We start from the raw sequence: 18,737 nt of genomic DNA, 5'->3' as shown, positions 1-18,737 counted from the left end.
AAATTCAATAATATGATAAAATGGTAGCGGATAAAAATGACAATAACAAGAAAGATATGGTTAGTTTAGTAATTAAATAATATAATTAGCTGATTGTTTTATTTCTTCAAAAGCAATACCTAAGAAAACTAAACGCGGCCGCGCGACCTTAAAATAATTGCAGTTTAAAGCTAATAATGTTATTATTTTTTATGTAGTATAAAAAATATGCCCATGTAGCTCAGTTGGATAGAGCATGCGCCTTCTAAGCGCAGGGTCAAGAGTTCAAGTCTCTTCATGGGCGCCATTTAAAATAAAAATGTTGGTGAATAATTTTAATGAATAATAAATATTATAGTTTTTTTATTAAGGAAATTGAACAGTTAATTGCTAATGAAAACTATGAGCAAGCAAAAGTTAAGTTAAAATTTGAATTAGATTTACCTTATATACCAAAAAAATATGAACAACAAATTATTAAATTTTATGATGAAATTCAACAGTTAACAAAAGAAAAACCAAATATTAAGCAATGAGATTTAGAGACAATTAAAGAAATTATTAATAATCCTTTTGATGAGGAAATTCATTTAGTAGCATTTAATTTTTTAGAACAGCAAAATGTTAGAAAAATATTATCAACATTACGAGATTATTTAAAAAATTCTTTGTTTAAAAATGAAAATAAAACGCATTTGTTAATGGTTTTAAAGAGACAAGATATTGATGAGGTGTTTATTGTTCAAAAAACACATGGTCAATATTTTATTAATCCGATATTGATTTCTGAATTTCATCTTGATGAATGTACTAAAAAAGTTAAAACTATTTTAAGTAATTTTGTTTATAATGATAATCCTAGTTTAGAACAGGTTTGTTGATATTTATGAGAAAATTATTGATATAGTCAGTATCCTAATTTACCGTTAATGGTGGATCTTACTGCGGCAGTTAGTGCTATTATTTATAGAGCAAAAATTATGCAAGGCGATGATGAATGTGTGTTAGAACAGATTTGTCAAAATTTAAAGGCTAATTTTGTTCTTACTCAAAGATTTTTATTACAAATTGAGAAAGAACAAATTTTTTAAGATTTTATTGTTGAGTATTGCTAAGGTCGCGTTTATTTTTCTTAGGTATTTTTAAAAAAAGAAAAAATAATCATTTACTATAAACTATTTCAATATGCAAATTAAGTATATATTTCTTATGTGTGTGGGGATTGTAAAATTAACTGTGTCTCTAATCTAAGTAATTAACTTAAATTCACTCTGTCCTCAAATTTTATCATTAAATGTGAAATTGCACTACCCCAATTTTGAATTGGCATTGTTCGTTTTTTAGTCATATTTTGAAATGCTAAATAAAATATTTTAAAAACTGATAAATCATTAGGAAAAATCTTTTTATTTTTAACGACTTTTCTTAATTGACTATTAACAGACTCTATTGTATTAGTTGTATAAATAATTCTTCTAAATTCTTGAGGATATTCAAGAAAAATTATTAAATTATCTCAGTTATTTTTTCATGATTTAGCAATTTGGGGGTATTTTTTATCTCACTTTTCAGCAAAATTGTCTAAAGCAACTAACGTTATTTCTTCATTAATTGCTGTATAAATTGATTTTAAATCATTAGCTACAGCTACAAGTTTGCGATCTTTGTAAGGAACAAATTTTAAACTATTACGAATTTGATGAACAATGCATAATTGGTGCTGTGTTTTTGGGAACATAGCTTCTATTGCATCAGACCAGACATCCCAGTTAAATTATCATTACAAGCAACAAGAATATCTTGTAAGCCACGATTTTTCATTTCCGTAAGGAATTTTATTTTATTAAGTCAAAATTTGGCTCCCTCATTCTCGCTAATTCACATTCCTAAAATATCTTTTAAACCATCTAAATTAATTCCTAAGGCAAGATAAATTGCTTTATTTATTATTCGTTTATCTTGTTTTACTTTAAACAACAATACAATCAAAATAAACAATCGGATAAATCTTCTCTAAAGGTTTAGTTTGTCACATTTTAACTTCTTCAATAACATCATCAGTTATTTGACTAATTAAACTTTCTGAAATTTCTGCTCCGTGATAGAATTCTTGCAATTGTGCTTTGATATCAGAAATTGTCATTCCTCTTGCATATAAAGAAATTACTTTTTGATCAAAGTTATCAAATTTTCTTTGTCTTTTTGGAATAATTACTGGTTCAAAAGTATTGTTTTGATTTCTTGGTACATCAATTGCGATTGAACCATTTTTAGTAATAATGGTTTTTTGTGTTCTGCCATTTCTTTTATTATGATTCTCATCAGTTTCAAGATGATCTTTAATTTCCGTATTTAACATTCTTTCAGTTAATTTTTTGATAAATTCCTGAAAAATATTATTACTTTTAAATAAATCTTGTGGATTATCAATATTTTCTAAAAAATAATCAACAACTTTAGCAATTGCATCAGGTTCTTTTTTTATTTTTTTTGTCATTTTCTGTTCTCCTTCGTTTAAGTATAATTCAGAATGAATTATCGAGACACAGAATTTTGGACAGGTTCGGTTAGGGTTTAGTAATTAACATAATATAATTAGCTGATTGTTTTACTTCTTCAAAACAATACCCTAACAAAACTTTATGCTTTATGCGTCCTAAGTAATTTAAATACCGAAAATTTTTATTTAATTTTATTAAATAATAATAATCATATTATTTTTAAGCAACTTGTATATCAAGGAACACAATTAATCAAATTTCGATTGATCCAAAAGATATATATTACCTCATTTTAAAAAACCATGCCCAAAAAATTATTTGTGCACATAATCACCTTAATAATGATAGTTTACCTAGTAAACATGATATTGCAACAACAAACGCTTTATTTATATTGCTAAAGTTTTAAAAATTGAATTTATTGATCACATCATTATTAGCAAAAATAATTTTTATAGTATTTTGTTGCAAACTAAATTTGCCATATAAAAACTGCCGTATAATGGCAGTTTAAAAAGTTATTTTATTAATTTTAACGTTTTCTGCTTTGATTGCGATATATCTCTGCCATCATACTTTTAATTTTTGATTCGGGAGGTTTTTTTCCCATTTGCATATACATTCCTCGAATCATTTTTTCATTAATCGGCGGGTTATCTCTTAATTGCTTTTCAAACATCTTTTTAGATATTAAAAATGCTAATAATCCCCCAATTATTAAACCGCCAACAAGACCAATTAACAATCCTGCTCATCAAGGCATTTTATCTTTTCTCCTTTATATTATCTTTTTGTAATAATTGCTTAACTTGTAATACAATATTATCAACAGTAAATCCTAATTCATTCATTATATCCTGCATTGATGCTGATATTCCAAATTTGTCAATACCAAAAGTTATTCCATTATCAACATATTTATGTCATCCTCAAGTTGAAGCCATTTCTAAACTTATCTTTTTAACAGTCTGAGGAAGCACTTCTAACTTATAGGTCACATCTTGAAAATCAAAAACAGTTGTTGAAAGCATAGAAACAACACGAATAGTATTAATATTTTCTTTTTGTAATTGTTGCTGAACTTTTAATGCTAATTGCACTTCACTACCAGTAGCAATAATTATTAATTCTAATTGTAATTTTTCAGGACTAATAATATATCCGCCCTTTAATGCTTTATTAACGTCACTAGAAATAATTTGCGGTAAATTTTGTCGCGAAACCAAAATTGCTGTTGGCTTATCTTTACTATTCAATGCACAAATATAACTAGCAATCGTTTCTTTCATATCACAAGGACGAAAAACATTTAAGTTAGGTAATGCTCTTAACATTGAAATTTGTTCTACCGGTTGATGGGTTGGTCCATCTTCACCAACAGCAATTGAATCGTGACTAAAAACAAAAATATTAGGAATTTTCATTAATGAAGCTAAACGAATTGCGGGTTTCATATAATCACTAAAAATTAAAAAAGTAGCAACAAATGAGCGAACGGTTTTTTGTAATAACATACCATTACTAATAGCACCCATTCCAAATTCACGAACACCAAACATAATATTACGACCTTGTAAATTATTAGATGCAAAGTGTCCATCACTCCCTAAAACTTTTGTTGATGATGATAAATCAGCGCTACCGCCAATAAATAATGGCAATTTTTTACTAATAGTTTTTAATACCATCGATGAACAATCTCTTGTTGCCAGATCTTGTTCAATTAAAATATCTTGAAAATCATCAACAGTAAAATTATAGTTATGATATAAAGTATCATTAATTTCCTTATATTCAGTAACATATTTATTAGCATATTCAGTTCATATTTGATTTCAAATTTTTTGTTGTTGCTGGCCTCTTTGTGCAACCCTAACTTTAAAATCATTTTTTACATCATCAGGAACGAAAAATGGTTCATAATCCCACTTTAAATTTTCTTTTAACTTAATAATATCATTGCCTAAAGGGGTGCCGTGAATACTGCTAGTTCCTGCTTTTGAAGCCCCAACACCAATAATAGTTTTAACTTCAATTAAAGTTGGTTTTTCTGTTTCCGCTTTAGCCTGTCTTATTGCTTGACTAATTGCTTTAAAGTCACTACCTGTAGTAACTAAAATATAATTTCAATTAGCACTTAAAAAACGCTGTTTTGTATTTTCGCTTTGTGATAAACTTACTGGGCCATCTAATTGAATATCATTAGAGTCATATAAAACAATTAAATTACTTAATTTTAAATGACCTGCTAAACTAATAGCTTCTTGACTAATTCCTTCTTGTAAATCACCATCACTACAAATAATATAAGTATGATAGTCAAAAATATTAAAATCAGGTTTATTATATTTGTGTGCCAGAAAAGTTCTTACTAAATCACAACCAACACCCATTGCCAATCCCTGTCCTAATGGTCCTGTTGTTGCTTCAACACCAGGTGTTAAATTTCTTTCTGGGTGTCCGGGAGTAATTGAATGCAATTGCCGAAAATTTTTAACTTCATCAATACTAATATTATAACCACTTAAATGTAATAACGCATACAATAATGCTGATCCATGTCCAGCTGATAAAATAAAACGATCACGATTAATTCATTGGGGATCTTGCGGATTACAATATAAATGTTCACTAAATAGTGCATAACTCATTGGTGCTGCTCCTAAAACAATTCCCGGATGCCCTGAATTAGCTTGATTGACAGCTTCAACACCTAACATCTTAATAGTATTAATTGACTGCTCACGATTATAATTATCGTTTTCATTTTGAAATTGTTTTTGTGACATATTATTCCTCCTTGTTACTTTTCACCATAATTATTTTAATATATTTTCCATAAAATACCTATATTTTACTAACTATTTATCACATTTAACCCCAAAATGTCCAATTGTTCTTGTTTAACAACACTAGGAGCATGCGTTAACATATCACTACCCTTAGTATTCTTAGGAAAAGCAATCACATCACGAATACTATGACTATTACTTAATAACATTATTAAACGATCTAATCCCAAAGCAATACCACCATGAATTGGCGCTCCATAAGATAAAGCATTTAAAAGAAAACCAAATTTTTCCTTTTGTTCTTCAGCAGAAACTTGTAAAAACTCTAACATTTTCTGTTGCATTTCAAGACTATGAATTCGCATTGAACCACCACCAACTTCATAACCATTCAATACTAAATCATAAGCCTGAGACTTGACTAGCATCGGATTACTAGTGAAATCAATTTCATCTTTAATATTAGGGCGCGTAAACGGATGATGGGCAGCAACAAATTTTTTGCTTTCATTATCATAAGTAAATAATGGTCAATTTACAACTCATAAAAATTGATAATCTTCATTAGTAAAAAGATTTAATTGTTTAGCAATATCCTGTCTTATGGTTCCCATTGTGTTGCAAGTTAATTCATAATCATTTGTAATCATCAAAACGGTTGCTTGATTACTAATCGCTAAATGATTAATGATAGCTTCAGCATTGTTAGATAATAACTCTGCCCCAATAACTTTATTGTCATAAGTAATATATTCTAACTGCCCCGCTTGATATTGATTAACAATAACTTTTAGTGTTGCTAATTGTAAATCAGTTAATAACTGAGAAACAACAATTGCTTTAGTAGTTTTCTTTTTATTATTACTAGTAATCATTAAACTAAGATCAATGAGTTTTAAATCATATCTTAAATCTGGTTTATCACTACCATATAAATCAATTGCCACTTCATAATCTAATTGTAAAAAAGGTATTTTTATTTTAGTGTTTTTAGTTTTTAACATTATTTCCTGCATCATTTTCTCTAAAAGACTAATAATATCATTTTGTTCAATAAAACTTATTTCTAAATCTAATTGACTAAATTCTGGTTGGCGATCACTTCTTAAATCTTCATCACGAAAACAACGAGCAATCTGATAATAGCGATCATAACCGCCAACCATTAATAATTGCTTAAATATTTGTGGCGACTGTGGTAACGCATAAAAATGTCCTTTTTGATTTCTTGCCGGAACTAAATAGTCTCTTGCCCCTTCGGGGGTTGTGCTTGCTAAAATTGGTGTTTCAATTTCTAAAAAATTATTATTATTTAAAAAATTACGCATTATTTGCATAACTTGATGACGCAAAATTATTTTATCTTGCATTACTTGTCTTCGTAAATCTAAAAACCGGTATTCTAAACGCTTTTCCTCTAAACTTTTATTATCTAATGGTGATACTTGTGATTTATTTATTAACTCTAAATTAGTACAAATAATTTCAATATTTCCTGTTGATAAATTATTATTTTTAGATTTACGAAGTACTACTGTACCATCAACTTTAATAACATCATCAGTGCTTAAACTTTTAGCAAGAACATAGTTAGTATTTTCACTATTAATTATAATTTGCGTCGTTCCATAACGATCACGTAAATCTAAAAATATTAAATTATTAAGTTTACGAATTTTATGAACTCAACCACAAAGGTTAACTTCTAAATTAACATTTTCTTCTCTTAATTCACCACAATTATGACTTCTCATTATTTATCTCCCTTATTTGCATTCAAATAATTAATTAATTCATTAATGCTAATCTTTTCTTCTGCCTTAGTTTGCTGATTTTTAATAGTTAAATTACTATCTTTAACTTCGCTATCACCAATAATAATAACAAAACGACAATCTAATTTAGAAACAACATTAAACTGAGCCTTAATATTCCTTTGTTCATAATCCATATCACTAATAAAATTATTACTTCTTAAAGTTAATAATACATTAGTTGCTAATTCATAACCAGTAGCGGTTAAAGCAATAATGTATACATCAACCAATGGAAGCATTTTTTTAATAAAGTTTGAATGATTTTCAGTAGCATTAAGTAATCTTTCAATCCCAATTGCAAAACCAATTGCCGGAACTGATTTTTGATTTTTTGATAATTCCTCAATTAAATTATCATAACGACCGCCACCAATTAATGTATTCTGTCCTTCAGCACCTTTCTCTAAATTAATAATTTCAAAAACGATATCATTATAATAGTCTAAACCGCGAACTAATTTACTATCAATCTCATATTTAACTTTTAAATTATCCAATAACTTTATTAACCTTGTAAAATATTCTTTTTCTTCAACAGAATAAGTTTCACTAATTATTGGCAAATCTTTAATATTTTGATCAATTTTACAATCTAATACTCGCAAGGTATTTTTAGTAATTCTTCTTTGACAATCCTCACATAATGTTGTGTTCATATCTTGTAAAAATATTTTTAAAATTTGTTGATATTTATTTTGTGTTGCTTTTGCTCCTAAAAAATTTATTTTAAGAATAATATTATTAATCTTTAAAGATTTAACAATATCTATCGCTAAACAAATAGTTTCAGCATCTAAATAAATAGTTTTTTTACCAAAAACTTCCACACCAAATTGCGTAAATTGTCTTTGACGCCCCCGTTGTGGTCGTTCATAGCGAAACATATCTCCATAGTAAAATAATTTTAAAGGTAATCCTAAAACATCAACTAACTTATTTTCAATTACTGCTCTAACAATTGGCGCTGTATTTTCAGGACGAAGTGCCAATTCACGACCTTTTTTATCTTGAAAGTTAAACATTTCTTTATTAACAATATCGCTATTAACACCAACAGTTCTTTGAAATAATTCATACTGTTCAAATATCGGCGTACTAATTTCTTCATAATTATATTTTTTAACAATATCTAATAAAATTTGTTTTAATTGATATCTTTGTTTACTTTGAATTGGTAAAATATCATTAGTACCTCTGGGGGCTTTATATTCCATACATTTCTCTCCTTAGACTTAATTTCACTACTAATTAATTTTACTAGTTATTTACAAAAATTAAAAATTTTTCAATAAAAAATTCTTTTTGTTGTTTTAACAACAAGATGGGGTGGCAACCCTTTTTAGGACAATTTTTATATAGACATTTGTTTTCTAAAAGTAACTGGAGATAAATAATTTAAACTGCCGTGAATTCGAATATTGTTGTATCAATTAACAAAATCAAATAGTTCGTATTTTAATTGTGTTAAATTTTCAAATTTTTTACCCTTAATAAATTCTGTTTTAAAAGTTTTATAATTTGTTTTGGCCGCAGCATTATCATAAGGACAACCTTTATTGTTTAATGATCTTTTAATATTAAAGGTTATTAAAATTTCATCAATGATTTTATTTTTGAACTCATTACCGTGATCGGCATGAAATAAAATTATTTGCTTTAATGGTCGTGTTATCTTATGAAAAGCTTGTTGAACTAGTTCGGCGGTTTTGTTTAGCCCAGCATTATAGCCAATTGCTTCGCGATTAAACAAGTCAATTAATAAACAAATATAGTGTCATTTCCGAACGCATAAAGTTTTGTTAGGTAGGAAAAGATTTAAATAATTTTTAATGACAAGCAACAACAATTTAATTGTCATTTTATTTAAAAAATAAGTAATAAAACAAAATATTTAATATCAACAAACATAATTTCAATAAAAGGTTATAAAACCTAAAGAAAACGCTTATAAAAACAACATTAAAATAACTTTTTACAACAAAAATCATACATAAGAAATATATATTTAATTTGCATATTGAAATAATTTATAGTAAATGATTATTTTTTCTTTTTTTAAAAATATCTAAGAAAACTAAACGCGACCGCCAGAGCAATGATTGTCTTTTTATTTTATAAGATGTTAAAAATTTGTTCTTTGAAAATTAAATACAAGTGAATTAATAATGTTGGTATATATTAAAACACGATAAATTGTGGGTGGTCGTCATAACCAAAAGAAGTTTACCAGTTAATAGATAACATCCTATTAGCTATAGCAATTTGTTTCGTTTTGCAATAAAAAAATGAATGGGGTGGATTTCCTAAAAATATACACGCTATTAAATTAGTTCCAAGGGGAGGATGCGGACATTAAAGTGTAGAAATTTCTATATAGGGAGATACTAAGTTTAAAATTATTAAAATCTTTATCTAATTAAAAAACAAAATTTAATAACAAAGCTTGTTAAACACTTAAATCTGCGATATATAAATGTTTAAAAAACTAAGTTAACTAACTTAGTTAATATAACTTAGTTTATCTATAAGAAAGGAAATTTATTATGAAAAACATTGAAAACATTTTCTTAAATATTAAAAAATATCTTTTAAAAGAAACGCAAAACGCAATGCTTATTAAAGCACTAAAAATACCATGATTTAATGAACAAATCGGTATTTGTTTTGCAAAGCGATTTGTTTATAAAGGAAAATATGAAAATTCAATTTGCATCGAAATAATCAAAAATAGTAAATATCAAGTAATTTCAATTAATCAAAAAGAAAATGAAACAAAATTAATTAAGGGGCAAGAATTATTAGGTTTTTTCATTGCTGAAAAAGAAAACAACAAAAAAGATATAAATTATAATTATTTTAAAGGAGTTTAAAAATGAATATTGCGATTGGAATAATATTTATTATCATTTGCATAATGCTCTATTGGCATATTTTGTTTATAAAATTTATGCCAAAATAAAAATGCGAATTAAATATAAAAATGCCATTAAAAATAATACTGGTAATTTCACAAAAGACGAAAAAGTATTTATTGCTCGCTTTAAAGAATGAGTTAAAGCTTCTAATTCAAAAGAAAATAACGCGAGTAAAAAATAATGTTTTGAGAAATTATTATGGAGTTCTTAAAACTGTTTATTCCAATAGAAAAAATGCCTGCACAAGCCTCGTTTATTGCCGGATTAATTATTATCATTGTCTTTTTTTCGTCTTAATTTCAATTATGTATTTACCAATAAAAATGATTTTTGGGAGATAAAAAATGACAATAAACTTAAAAGAATTTAATTGAGAACTGGATAGTCTACAATAAGTTGGACCATAATTATATAGACTTCGAAATTATTAAGAAAGAAGGAATATAAAAATGGGAAATAAAACCTCATACTATGAAGAATTTAAAAAACAAATTGTCATGCTATACAAAAATGGCAAAAATGTTATTAATTTAGGGAAAGAATATAATTTACCAAAACCAACTATTTATAGTTGAGTTAAAAATTATAATAATTCTGGTTCTTTTAAAGCAAAAGACAATCGCGCACTAGAAGAAAATGAAATAATAACTTTACGAAAAGAACTTAAAGACTTAAAAATGGAAAATGACATTTTAAAGCAAGCCGCCAAGTCTATGGAGCTCGAAAAATCAAAGTAGTATTAGCTCATAAAAGTATTAACCTATCTAGACACAAAATTAGAAACATTATGAAAAACAATAATTTGATATCAAAGTACACAAAAACAAGACTTAAATGCAAAAATATTCAAGTAAATAATCATCCAGTAAATAACATTGTAAACCGAGACTTTAATAATAGAAAAATAAATGAAATTATCGTTAGTGACTTAACTTATATAAAAGTGTGGGTTTTAAATGATTTTATGTGTGTCTCCTAATTGATTTGTATAATCGCGAGATTGTTGGTTATAGTTCTGGACCAAATAAAAATACGGAGTTGGTTTATCAAGCTATTATGCGAATTACTAGACCATTATCAAAAATTGAAATATTTCATACCGACCGAGGTAATGAGTTTAAAAATAATATAATTGATCAATTATTATCTACATTTAAAATTCAAAGATCATTGAGTGCGAAGGGTTGTCCATATGATAATGCAGTTGCTGAAGCAACTTATAAAGTTTTTAAAACAGAATTTTATTAATGGTAGAAAATTCAATGATCTTGCACAATTAGAACTTGAATTATTTGATTACATTAATTGATACAATAATCTTAGAATACATGGCAGTTTAAATTATTTATCTCCAGTTACTTTTAGAAAACAAATGTCTATATAAAAATTATCCTAAAAAGGGTTGCCAATCCAAATATAATACTTTTAAGTAAGTAAAAATATAAATTAATATATATGTGAAAATTTAATAAAATTAATAATTTTTGTTGTGTAAAAATTCAATAATATGATAAAACGGTAACGAATAAAAATAACAATAACAAGAAAGGCAGGGTTATTTTAGTAATTAAATAATATAATTAGTTGATTGTTTTACTTTTTCAAAGCAATACCTAAGAAAACTAAACACGACCCAAATTATTATTTTCATTGCATTAACGAGATATTTGTTATATAATTTTATTGTTTTTATGCATTATAGCTTCGGCACAAGAGCAAATGCAAAGGGGGAGATATAAATGCGACAAACGACAATGATCAATTTACAAGATGTGAAAAAAACATGATATGTTATTGATGCAAGCGGTTTAATTTTAGGGCGCTTAGCAACAAAAGTAGCAAGTATTTTAAGAGGTAAACATAAACCAACATTTACCAGCCATGTTGATTGTGGTGATAATATTATCATTATTAATGCTCATAAAGTAATATTAAGTGGCAATAAGATGAATAATAAAAAATATTATAACCACTCTGGTTTTGTTGGCGGTATGAGAGTTAGAACAGCTAAGATAATGCAAGATAAGTATCCAATTGAGATGGTTGAAAGAACTATTAAAGGAATGTTACCCCATACTAGTTTGGGAAGAAAACAAGGTAAAAATTTATTTGTTTATGATAGTGAAAAACACCCCCATAGTGCTCAAATGCCAAAATTATTAGTATTACAAGAAGAAGGGAGTTAAATAGATTTAATGAAAAAAGAAATTATTTATCAAGGTACTGGTAGAAGAAAAAAATCAGTAGCACAAGTATTATTAACTCCAGGAAAAGGTAACATTACTATTAATAATAAACCGGCACTTACTTTTTTTCCTTATGCGACATTAGTCCAAGAATTAGAACAACCATTGGTAGCAACAGATATGAAAGAATATTTTGATGTTAATGTTAAAGTTAATGGTGGTGGTTTTAGTGGTCAAGCAGGAGCTACAAGATTAGGTATTGCGAGAGCATTATTAGAATCTTCAGCAGATTATCGGTTGAAGTTAAGACCAAAAGGTTTATTAACTCGTGATGCGAGAATTAAAGAAAGAGATAAGTATGGATTAAAAGGTCCCCGAGCAGGAAACCAATTTTCAAAAAGATAATTTATATTTTAGCATATATCTCAAATATATGCTTTAATTGGGAAATTGGGACTATAGCTCAGTTGGTTAGAGCGCACGCTTGATAAGCGTGAGGTCGGTGGTTCAAGTCCACTTAGTCCCACCATTGAATGGGCCCGTAGCTCAGCTGGGAGAGCACCTGCCTTGCACGCAGGGGGTCGGCGGTTCAATCCCGTTCGGGTCCACCATTTAAATTTAATTAATGACTTAAACTTAATTTTATTGTTTGAATAATAAATAAAATTAAGTTTTTTTGTTAAATATACGGACGCATAAAGTTTTGTTAGGTAGGGGTAGGTAAATATTTTGTTTTATTACTTATTTTTTAAATAAAATGATACTTAAATTGTGATTGTTTTTCTTTCGAAATTATTTAAATCTTTACCTACCTAACAAAACTTTATGCGCCCCCGCGCGTTAAATATATTTGTAATTGCTAAGGAATAGTGTATAATATTTAACTGTGTATGTTGTATGTACCATTATTGATACGCCAAGAAGCGTTGTAGAAAAAGTAGTTTTTAATTCAGAAAGGAGACCGTGTTATGGCTCAAAAAATTAGAATTCGTTTGTGTGGTTATGATAGCAAAACTGTTGATCAGTCAATTCTTAAAATTGTTCAAGCAGCGCAATTGACGGGGGCAAAAGTTAAGGGACCGATTCCTTTGCCAACCAAAAAAGAAATTTATACTGTTTTACGATCTGTTCATAAACATAAAGATGCTCGTGAACAGTTTGAAATTAGAACTCATAACAGATTAGTTGATATTATTAATCCAACGCCAAAAACTGTAGATAGTTTATCAAGATTACAACTACCTAGTGGCGTGGGTATTGAGATTAAATTATAAACGATTATAAACACAATTAACCTAGTCAACTTTTCAGAAATATATTTTAAAAGGCAATGATATACACAATAATGATAAGTTGGAAAGGACGGTAAAATTCTTATGAAAGGAATTTTAGGTAGAAAAATTGCTATGAGTCAGGTTTTTACTGTTGAAGGAAAGATAATTCCCGTAACAGTTATTGAAGTGCAACCTAATGTTGTTACTGATGTTAAAACAGCAGAGAAAAATGGTTATACTTCATTGCAATTAGCGGTAGAAAATAAAAGAGCTAATTTAGTTAATAAACCATTGACAGGACATTTTAAAAGAGCTAACACAACTCCGAAGCGGTTTAGTAAAGAGATTCGTGAAATGTCAGGGTTTAATATGGGAGATATTATTAATTGTGATATTTTCACTCCTGGCGAATTAGTGGATGTGCGAGCCATTAGCAAGGGTAAAGGCTTTGCAGGAGTTATTAAACGCCATAATTATTCAAGAGGGCCGATGGCTCATGGTTCTGGGTTTCATCGTGAAATTGGTTCAATGGGCGCAATTGCTCCGAACCGAATTTTTAAAGGGAAAAAGATGCCGGGAAGAATGGGGCATCAAAAAGTTACAATGCAAAATTTGCAAGTAATTCATATTGATGTTACTAAGAATACGTTATTAGTTAAAGGTTCAATTCCAGGACCTAAAAAACAGTTTGTTGTTATTGCTGAAGCTATTAAGGGCTTAAAAATAAAAACACCACCAAATTTAGTTAACAATCAACCACCTGTTGAAACTACTACAGTAGATGTTAGTAACGTTAGCGTTGCCTCAACAGCATAATTATTAAGGAGAAAAATGATGAAGTTACAAGTATTAGATATTAATGGTAATGTTGTTAAAGATGTTAGTTTAAATGAGAAAGTTTGAAATATTACGCCTCATCAACAAGCAATGTTTGATGCAACAATTGCTCAACAAGCGTCTTGAAGACAGGGAACACATCAAACTAAAACTCGTGGTGAAGTTAGTGGTGGTGGTAAAAAACCATGAAAACAAAAAGGAACAGGACGAGCCAGACAAGGTTCAATTCGTTCGCCACAATGAAAAGGCGGGGGGACTGTGTTTGGTCCGACAGTTGAGAAAAATTATAAATTGCATGTTAATCGGAAAGTAAGAAAGTTAGCATTAAAATCGGCGTTATCTTTAAAAGCACAAAATAATGAACTTATTATTGTTGATACTATTAATTTAGAAAAATATTCAACGAAAGCTGTTTTACAAATTTGTCAAAATTTAAAGTTAGTGAATAATAAAATATTATTAATTACTAAAGTAGCTGATGAAATGATTGTTAAATCAGCAAGTAATATTGCAAAATTTAATGTTATTGCTGTTAATAGTTTAAATATTTATGATTTATTGCACGCTAATAAGTTATTAATAACTTTAGAGGCGTTAATAAACATTGAGGGGGTATTGACATAATGCATATTACCGAAGTGATTAAAAAGCCAGTCTTAACAGAGAAATCATATTTAAAAATTAATGTTGATGGTAAATATACTTTTGAAGTTAATTATAAGGCTAATAAGGTACAAATTAAAAAAGCATTTGAAACTATTTTTGAAGTAAAAGTTCTTAAGATAAATATTATTAAAAAGAAGCCGAAAGCTAAAAAAATTGGACGTTTTGAAGGATTAACTAATGCTAATAAAAGAGCGATTATTACTTTAAAACCAGGTGAAAAATTAGAGTTATTTAATAACGAATAATATTAAGGAGTAAGAGGAAAGTTATGGCAATAAAAAAATATAAACCAGTTACTAATGGTCGTCGTAATATGACAACCCTTGATTATTCATTTTTAACAACTGATAAATCAGAGAAATCGTTATTAACTACACTGAATAGGAAATCTGGTCGAAATAATCGGGGAATTATTACTACGCGTCATAAAGGTGGCGGTCATAAAAGAAAATATCGTATTATTGACTTTAAACGTGATAAAGATAATATTATTGGTAAAGTAGCAAGTATTGAGTATGACCCCAATCGTAATGCGTTTATTTCATTAATTAATTATCTTGATGGTGAAAAAAGATATATTTTAGCACCTAAAACTCTTGAATTGGGAATGGAAATTGTTAGTGGCGCGTTGGTTGATATTAAAGTTGGTAATAGTATGCCAATGGGAAAAATGCCCGACGGGACAGTAGTTCATAATATTGAATTGCGGCCTTTAAAAGGTGGTCAATTAGCTAGAAGTGCGGGAACTAGTGGTCAATTATTAGGGAAAGATGAAAGTGGTCGTTATATTATGATTCGTTTAAATTCTGGTGAGGTTCGCAAGATATTAGCATCTTGTCGAGCAACAATTGGTGAAGTTGGTAATGAAGATCGGAACTTGGTTAATTGAGGAAAAGCCGGAAGAAATCGTTGAAGAGGAATTCGTCCGACAGTTAGAGGTTCAGTTATGAATCCTAATGATCATCCACATGGTGGCGGCGAAGGAAAAGCGCCGATTGGAAAAGTGGCTCCGGTAACACCTTGAGGTAAAAAGACATTGGGGATGAAAACTCGTAATCCTCGTAAGGCTTCAACAAAATTAATTATTAGAAGAAAGAAAAAAATAAGGTAATGTTTATGAAAGGAAATCGTTAAGGATGGGAAGATCATTAAAAAAAGGACCATATATTGCGTCACATTTATTGAAAAAAGTTGAGTTGTTGAATAGTAATAATAAAAGAGAAGTAATGAAAACTTGATCGCGTCGCTCCACTATTTCTCCTGCCTTCATTAATCATACAGTTGCTGTTCACGATGGTAGAAAGCATGTTCCGGTTTTTGTAACTGAAGATATGGTTGGTCATAAATTTGGTGAATTTGCACCAACAAGATCATTTGGTGGGCACGGAAACGATAAGAAGAAGAAATAGTAAGGAGTTTAAAATATGGAAGCAAAAGCTATTTTAAGAACAATTAGAATTGCCCCGAGAAAGGTGCAATTAATTGTTGAATTAATAAGAAAAAAACCAGTTACTGATGCTTTAGCGATTTTAATGAATACTAATAAAAAAGCTAGTGAACCAGTACTTAAACTTCTAAAATCGGCTATTGCTAATGCAGTAAATAATTATGCGATGGACGGGGATGCGTTATTAATTAAAGAGGTTTTAGTGAATGAGGGTGCAACTTTAAAACGGTTTCGACCATCAGATCATGGACAATCTTATAAAATATTAAAAAGAACTAGTCACATTACAATTGTCGTAACAGACGCAAAGGGGGGTTAATCAATAATGGGGCAAAAGGCAAGTCCGCATGGATTACGACTTGGTATTAATAAAGACTGAGACTCAAGATGATATGCTAAAGATAAAGATTATGCTAATTGATTATATTCTGATATTAAAATTCGTAAAGTAATTTTAAAAAAATGAAAAAATGCAGCAATTGCTAAAATTGAAATTGAACGCACGAAAGAAAATATTACGGTGTTCATTCATTCTTCGCGCCCGGGTGTTGTCTTAGGACAACAAGGTTCAAATATTGAAAACATTATTAAAGCTATTTGACAAGCGATTGGTTTGACAAATAAAAGTAAATTAGATATTAAGATTAATGTTGTTGATATTAAAGTTCCTGATTTGAATGCGCAACTTGTTGCTGAAAATATGGCTAAACAAATTGTTAATCGGGCATCGTTTAGAACGATACAAAAATTAGCAATTCGTAAAGCAATGAAAGCCGGGGCGAAGGGAATTAAGACTTTAGTGTCGGGGAGGCTTGGCGGTGTTGATATGGCTCGTAGTGAGGGTTACGCTGAAGGAAGTGTTCCCTTGGCAACTTTGCGAAGTGATATTGACTATGCTAAAGCCTCAGCGTTAACAACTTATGGTTTAATCGGAATTAAGGTTTGAATTTATAAGGGTGAAATTTTACCAGAAAAGAAAAATTCTGTTAAGGAGGCGAAGTAATTATGTTAATGCCAAAACGAACTAAATATCGTCGTCCGCATCGTGTTTCTTATGAAGGCAAAGCAACAAGAGGAGCTAAGGTTTCGTTTGGTGAATTTGGATTACAAGCAGTTGGCAAATTAGTTATGCCTAAAAGAAGTATTGTTGTCAATACTGATCAAGTACAAAAAAAACCTGAATTACAAGGTTTTTGAATTACTTCGAAACAAATTGAAGCAGCAAGAATTGCGGCGACAAGATATATGAAACGAGGGGGAAAAGTTTGAATTAACATTTTTCCTCAGATGGCGAAAACTAAAAAGCCACTTGAAGTTCGAATGGGTTCTGGAAAGGGATCTCCTGAAGAGTTTGTTGCTGTTGTTAAAAAAGGACAAATTATGTTTGAAGTTGCTGGTGTTACTGAAGAAGTAGCAAGAAAAGCATTAAGGCTAGCAATGCATAAATTGCCAATCAGATGTAAAATCGTTAAACGGGGTGAAGAATAATGGCAAAGAAAATATTTAAAGATAAAAGCATTAATGATTTACAACATCGTGCTGAAGAATTAAAAGCAGAATTGTTTGCCTTAAGATTTCAATCAGTAACCAGACAATTAGAAAAGCCCCATCGAATTAAAGAATTACGAAGAGAAGTTGCTAGAATATTAACACATTTACAAATGAGAAAAGATTCTGGTGAAGTTGTTAAACCATTGAATCAACAAAAAGTTGTTATTTCTGAAACATTACAAAAAGAAATTGATCAAAAAACCAAAGTTGTTGAGGAGAAAGCAAAACTTAAACTCAAAGAAAAGAAATTAGTTGTTGAAAAACAAGATAATGTTGTTACTGAACAAATTGAACTTGAAAATCAAAAATTAGTTGCGAAAAAAATTAAAAAAGTTAAAGATGTTGTAGTACCAGTTATTAAAAAAAAGAAAGCTTTTAAGAAGTTAAAAAATAAAGATAGTAAAGAAGAGGCTAGTGTTAAAACAGCAAAAGTTACTAAATCTAAATCAGTAACAATAATCCCTAAAGAAAAAACTGATGAAAAGCGAGGCGATAATGATGGAAAGAAATAACCGTAAGGTTTATACTGGTGTTGTTGTTTCTAGTAAAATGGCGAAAACAATTACTGTTTTAGTAGAAACATATAAAAATGATCCGATATATAAAAAACGCGTTAAATATTCAAAAAAGTTTAAAGCTCATGATCAAGACAATTCTTCCCAAGAAGGCGATCGCGTTTTAATTATGGAAACAAGACCATTATCAGCAACTAAACGCTTTCGTTTAGTAAAAATTGTTGAAAAAGCAATTATTTTATAGAAAGGAAAGTATA

Annotated in this window: 20 protein-coding genes, 3 tRNA genes and 4 pseudogenes; 21 read left to right on the top strand and 6 right to left on the bottom strand. The window is 28.8% G+C overall.

Going from position 1 to position 18,737, the window contains the following annotated elements; translation table 4 throughout:
• The first annotated feature begins 209 nt into the window (after window positions 1-209).
• Both AACK93_RS05380 and AACK93_RS05375 read left to right on the top strand, forming a co-directional pair.
• Window positions 210-286: transfer RNA gene (locus tag AACK93_RS05380), tRNA-Arg, on the top strand.
• Window positions 287-317: 31 nt separating this feature from the next.
• Window positions 318-1,070, top strand: coding sequence for a hypothetical protein (locus AACK93_RS05375; protein WP_339024047.1), 753 nt, complete (start codon window positions 318-320; stop codon window positions 1,068-1,070).
• Window positions 1,071-1,234: 164 nt separating this feature from the next.
• Here AACK93_RS05375 and AACK93_RS05370 read toward each other — a convergent pair.
• Window positions 1,235-2,476: pseudogene (locus AACK93_RS05370) on the bottom strand (IS256 family transposase).
• Window positions 2,477-2,712: 236 nt separating this feature from the next.
• On the opposite strand from AACK93_RS05370, the pseudogene AACK93_RS08170 reads away from it, so the two are divergent.
• Window positions 2,713-2,969: pseudogene (locus AACK93_RS08170) on the top strand (JAB domain-containing protein).
• Window positions 2,970-3,012: 43 nt separating this feature from the next.
• Here AACK93_RS08170 and AACK93_RS05365 read toward each other — a convergent pair.
• The 5 genes and pseudogenes from AACK93_RS05365 to AACK93_RS05345 form a co-directional block, all read right to left on the bottom strand.
• Entirely contained in the window at window positions 3,013-3,243 is a 231-nt protein-coding gene (locus AACK93_RS05365; protein WP_339024046.1) for a YneF family protein, read from the bottom strand.
• A gap of 1 nt (window position 3,244) precedes the next feature.
• The gene (tkt, locus tag AACK93_RS05360) at window positions 3,245-5,269 is read right to left on the bottom strand and encodes a transketolase (protein ID WP_339024045.1); all 2,025 of its coding nucleotides are present in this window, start codon (window positions 5,267-5,269) and stop codon (window positions 3,245-3,247) included.
• Between the two features lie 68 nt (window positions 5,270-5,337).
• Window positions 5,338-7,026 (bottom strand): aspartate--tRNA ligase, encoded by a 1,689-nt coding sequence (gene aspS / locus AACK93_RS05355; RefSeq protein WP_339024044.1) that lies wholly within the window; start codon window positions 7,024-7,026, stop codon window positions 5,338-5,340.
• Window positions 7,026-8,303, bottom strand: a complete 1,278-nt coding sequence (gene hisS, locus AACK93_RS05350) for a histidine--tRNA ligase (RefSeq protein ID WP_339024043.1) — start codon at window positions 8,301-8,303, stop codon at window positions 7,026-7,028. The genes aspS and hisS overlap by 1 nt, the downstream gene beginning before the upstream one ends.
• Before the next feature lie 137 nt (window positions 8,304-8,440).
• Window positions 8,441-8,869: pseudogene (locus AACK93_RS05345) on the bottom strand (transposase); the annotation flags it as partial.
• Window positions 8,870-9,632: 763 nt separating this feature from the next.
• Between AACK93_RS05345 and AACK93_RS05340 the strand changes: the two are divergent.
• The 18 genes and pseudogenes from AACK93_RS05340 to rpsQ all read left to right on the top strand — a co-directional run bounded on the left by AACK93_RS05340 (window position 9,633) and on the right by rpsQ (window position 18,724).
• Window positions 9,633-9,959, top strand: a complete 327-nt coding sequence (locus AACK93_RS05340; protein WP_339024042.1) for a hypothetical protein — start codon at window positions 9,633-9,635, stop codon at window positions 9,957-9,959.
• A 37-nt stretch (window positions 9,960-9,996) separates the two neighbouring features.
• Entirely contained in the window at window positions 9,997-10,185 is a 189-nt protein-coding gene (locus tag AACK93_RS05335) for a hypothetical protein (protein ID WP_339024041.1), read from the top strand.
• A 268-nt stretch (window positions 10,186-10,453) separates the two neighbouring features.
• Window positions 10,454-11,388: pseudogene (locus AACK93_RS05330) on the top strand (IS3 family transposase).
• A gap of 355 nt (window positions 11,389-11,743) precedes the next feature.
• A complete protein-coding gene (gene rplM / locus AACK93_RS05325; RefSeq protein ID WP_339024040.1) occupies window positions 11,744-12,190 on the top strand; it encodes a 50S ribosomal protein L13 in 447 nt (148 codons plus the stop codon).
• Between the two features lie 9 nt (window positions 12,191-12,199).
• Window positions 12,200-12,595 (top strand): 30S ribosomal protein S9, encoded by a 396-nt coding sequence (rpsI, locus tag AACK93_RS05320; RefSeq protein ID WP_339024039.1) that lies wholly within the window; start codon window positions 12,200-12,202, stop codon window positions 12,593-12,595.
• Window positions 12,596-12,642: 47 nt separating this feature from the next.
• Window positions 12,643-12,719, top strand: a tRNA-Ile gene (locus tag AACK93_RS05315).
• A 6-nt stretch (window positions 12,720-12,725) separates the two neighbouring features.
• Window positions 12,726-12,801 (top strand) — tRNA-Ala (locus tag AACK93_RS05310).
• Between the two features lie 357 nt (window positions 12,802-13,158).
• A complete protein-coding gene (rpsJ, locus tag AACK93_RS05305) occupies window positions 13,159-13,464 on the top strand; it encodes a 30S ribosomal protein S10 (protein WP_339024038.1) in 306 nt (101 codons plus the stop codon).
• 102 nt (window positions 13,465-13,566) lie between these two features.
• Complete coding sequence (gene rplC, locus AACK93_RS05300) at window positions 13,567-14,280, top strand: 50S ribosomal protein L3 (protein ID WP_339024037.1); 714 nt, start codon at window positions 13,567-13,569, stop codon at window positions 14,278-14,280.
• Window positions 14,281-14,298: 18 nt separating this feature from the next.
• The gene (rplD, locus tag AACK93_RS05295; protein WP_422398191.1) at window positions 14,299-14,925 is read left to right on the top strand and encodes a 50S ribosomal protein L4; all 627 of its coding nucleotides are present in this window, start codon (window positions 14,299-14,301) and stop codon (window positions 14,923-14,925) included.
• Entirely contained in the window at window positions 14,925-15,212 is a 288-nt protein-coding gene (gene rplW, locus AACK93_RS05290; RefSeq protein WP_339024035.1) for a 50S ribosomal protein L23, read from the top strand. The genes rplD and rplW overlap by 1 nt, the downstream gene beginning before the upstream one ends.
• 23 nt (window positions 15,213-15,235) lie before the next feature.
• The gene (gene rplB / locus AACK93_RS05285) at window positions 15,236-16,078 is read left to right on the top strand and encodes a 50S ribosomal protein L2 (RefSeq protein ID WP_339024034.1); all 843 of its coding nucleotides are present in this window, start codon (window positions 15,236-15,238) and stop codon (window positions 16,076-16,078) included.
• Between the two features lie 25 nt (window positions 16,079-16,103).
• Complete coding sequence (gene rpsS, locus AACK93_RS05280; protein WP_215825748.1) at window positions 16,104-16,376, top strand: 30S ribosomal protein S19; 273 nt, start codon at window positions 16,104-16,106, stop codon at window positions 16,374-16,376.
• Between the two features lie 15 nt (window positions 16,377-16,391).
• The gene (gene rplV, locus AACK93_RS05275) at window positions 16,392-16,733 is read left to right on the top strand and encodes a 50S ribosomal protein L22 (protein ID WP_339024033.1); all 342 of its coding nucleotides are present in this window, start codon (window positions 16,392-16,394) and stop codon (window positions 16,731-16,733) included.
• A gap of 6 nt (window positions 16,734-16,739) precedes the next feature.
• Window positions 16,740-17,417, top strand: a complete 678-nt coding sequence (gene rpsC, locus AACK93_RS05270) for a 30S ribosomal protein S3 (RefSeq protein WP_339024032.1) — start codon at window positions 16,740-16,742, stop codon at window positions 17,415-17,417.
• 2 nt (window positions 17,418-17,419) lie between these two features.
• The gene (rplP, locus tag AACK93_RS05265) at window positions 17,420-17,902 is read left to right on the top strand and encodes a 50S ribosomal protein L16 (RefSeq protein ID WP_339024031.1); all 483 of its coding nucleotides are present in this window, start codon (window positions 17,420-17,422) and stop codon (window positions 17,900-17,902) included.
• The gene (gene rpmC, locus AACK93_RS05260) at window positions 17,902-18,477 is read left to right on the top strand and encodes a 50S ribosomal protein L29 (protein ID WP_339024030.1); all 576 of its coding nucleotides are present in this window, start codon (window positions 17,902-17,904) and stop codon (window positions 18,475-18,477) included. The genes rplP and rpmC overlap by 1 nt, the downstream gene beginning before the upstream one ends.
• Window positions 18,461-18,724 (top strand): 30S ribosomal protein S17, encoded by a 264-nt coding sequence (gene rpsQ, locus AACK93_RS05255; protein ID WP_339024029.1) that lies wholly within the window; start codon window positions 18,461-18,463, stop codon window positions 18,722-18,724. Before rpmC ends, rpsQ begins: the two co-directional genes overlap by 17 nt.
• Window positions 18,725-18,737 lie beyond the last annotated feature (13 nt).

This window comes from Spiroplasma endosymbiont of Agriotes lineatus (genome assembly GCF_964019485.1).
Classification (GTDB): Bacteria; Bacillota_I; Bacilli_A; order Mycoplasmatales; family Nriv7; genus Nriv7.
This window is presented reverse-complemented; position numbering and strand designations above follow the sequence as displayed.